2 protein-coding genes are annotated in these 2,286 nt (G+C 41.2%); both read right to left on the bottom strand.

Annotation, left to right across the window (positions count from 1 at the left end; all coding sequences use genetic code 11):
* The coding region (locus BFP77_RS13925; RefSeq protein ID WP_099574629.1) for an ATP-binding protein at positions 1 to 641 on the bottom strand (641 nt) is incomplete at its 3' end.
* A gap of 24 nt (positions 642 to 665) precedes the next feature.
* Positions 666 to 2,286, bottom strand: a 1,621-nt coding sequence (gene istA / locus BFP77_RS13930) for an IS21 family transposase (protein WP_257212973.1), incomplete at its 5' end; no start/stop codon positions are given.

Below are 2,286 nucleotides of genomic sequence, written 5' to 3' on the forward strand. Positions count from 1 at the left end.
GCAATAGTTTGTTCTCCTATGATTTCATGCCATGCTTCAACAGGTAGTTGCAAAGCGATTATAGTTGACTTTTTTCCATGTCTATCTTCGATTATTTCCATAAATGAGTGTCTGTTGATGTTGTCCAGGCCTTTTAAGCCAAAGTCATCGAGTATGAGTAGATCTTGTTTTTCGAGTTTGTTTATTTGTTTTATGTAAGAGCCATCGGCTTTTGATGTTTTGAGCATGGTAAACAGTTTAACTGTGTTGAAGTACATGACATTATACCCCAAGGAGCATGCTTGATGGCCAATGGCCGATGCCATATAACTTTTACCTACACCGGTACTTCCTGTGATCAGTATATTTTCTTTCTGCTTTATAAAGTCACAACTATTGAAACGTTGTATCTGGTTCTTGTCAATGTTTCTTGTTGGCGTATAATCAATATTTTCCATGACAGCGCTATACCTGAACTTCGCTGATTTGGTCAGGCGTTCGATTTTGCGGTTCTGCCTATCGTCGTATTCCGACTGCATTAGATAAGCTATTAGTTCATCATTGGTGTAGTCGATACTTTGAGAGGATAGACTTGTGTTGAAGGCCCTTATCATTCCATAGAGCCTTAATTGTTTCATTTGTTCCAATGTTTGTGTATTCATGTTTATGATTTTAGAGTTTGTGTTTTATTTGTAATAATGGCCTCCCCTGATATTACCGTGGTTTGGCATATCGATTTCTTGTTCGATGTTCTCATCAAGAGCGTCCCATCCGTTTTTCAGGATGCGTTCAATGATATTGTAGTTGTACGCACCGTAATCCATAGCCCTTTTACAGGCATTGTCAAGTCGAACATTACCGACCTTTTTAGTTAAGTGGAGTACGCCCAAACACGATTTATAGGATTGTTCGGGATGTTGTTTCTTATCCAATATCTTGATGATGTACTCCTTGCAGTTCTCCCCTATATGCCCCGCCCATGTAATGAACTTCTCCGAACTCCATTCGCTTATGAACCGATGGTGCGAGGGCATATGTTCCTTGATGGTCGTATAGGCGTATTTCTTCCTTTCCCTTGGATGGGCTGCCAAACGCTCTAGTTTGTGAAATATCTCTACCAGGCTCTCGGAGTAAATAATCTTGATACGTTTTCCAATATGTTTATAGGGTACACTATAGTAATGTTTGTCTTTACTGAAGTAGATATGACTGTTCTTATGAACGGTACCCTTGGCATAGGATTTTATCTCGTACCTCTTTAAGGGCAAAGGCTTAAGTTCTTGCTTTTCTACTTCTTCGAATAAAGAATAACGGGAGTACTCCCTTCCTCTAAAAGACATCTTGTTATGTGTTTCCAAGAGCTGTAGAATCGCCTTGTTCATCTCAGGTATACTATGGAAGGTCTGGTGGCGCAAAGGCGCGAATACCCTAGTATAGATAATACGTACGGCATTCTCCACTATGGCCTTGTCCCTTGGCTTGTATGCTCTGGTAGGTAGTACCGCTGTTTCGTAATATTCTGCAAAGTCGGCAAAGGTATCGTTGACCTTTGGTTCGTAACGACTGCTCTTACTGACCGCTGCCCTAAGATTATCGGGCACTAGGGCATTGGGTACGCCCCCATAGAACCAAAGAGCGTTTTCTACGCTACGTATAAAGTCTTCTTTCTTTTGGCTCGCACTAGCTTCTACATAGGTATATTGACTGCTTCCAAGTACACATACGAACACTTCCAGGTTTTGCAGTTCGCCCGTATCACGGTCTACAATGGTAAGTTTCTTACCCGTGTAATCGATAAATAGTTTGTCCCCCGATTTATGGGTAAGGTGCATCACGGGAGATACTTCCTTGGTCCATTCATTGTACCAGTATTTGAACTGTGACACCTTAAAACCATCGGGGTGCTTTACGTAGTACTCTTCCCAAAGAAGCTGTCTGGTAACACCTGTTTTGCGTAGCTCTTTATCAAAATAGGGAAAGTACTGCTCAAGGGTCAATAATTGCTGGCTCTTGGGCTTTTGGCCCGATTTGAAGAGTTTGTCAAGTTCTTCCAGTGTCATTGCTGACACCTCGTAAGCAGTCAACTGGTAACGTTTGAAAAAACTAATATACTTGGTAATCGTGTTACGCGATATTCCTAACCTGGAACTTATCTGGCGTTTGCTTATGCCCGCGCTGTAGAGCTTGAAAATCTGTTTTACTTTTCGCATGTCTATCTGTTTATTGGCCATCGTCTTTTTAACAAAAAAAGACCTTTGACTTTTTACAAATAGAATCGACTTTTTTAATGGTTCACTTTCGTCCGGC

The sequence above is a fragment of the Maribacter sp. 4U21 genome (assembly GCF_002742365.1).
In the GTDB taxonomy this organism is placed as follows: Bacteria; Bacteroidota; Bacteroidia; order Flavobacteriales; family Flavobacteriaceae; genus Maribacter.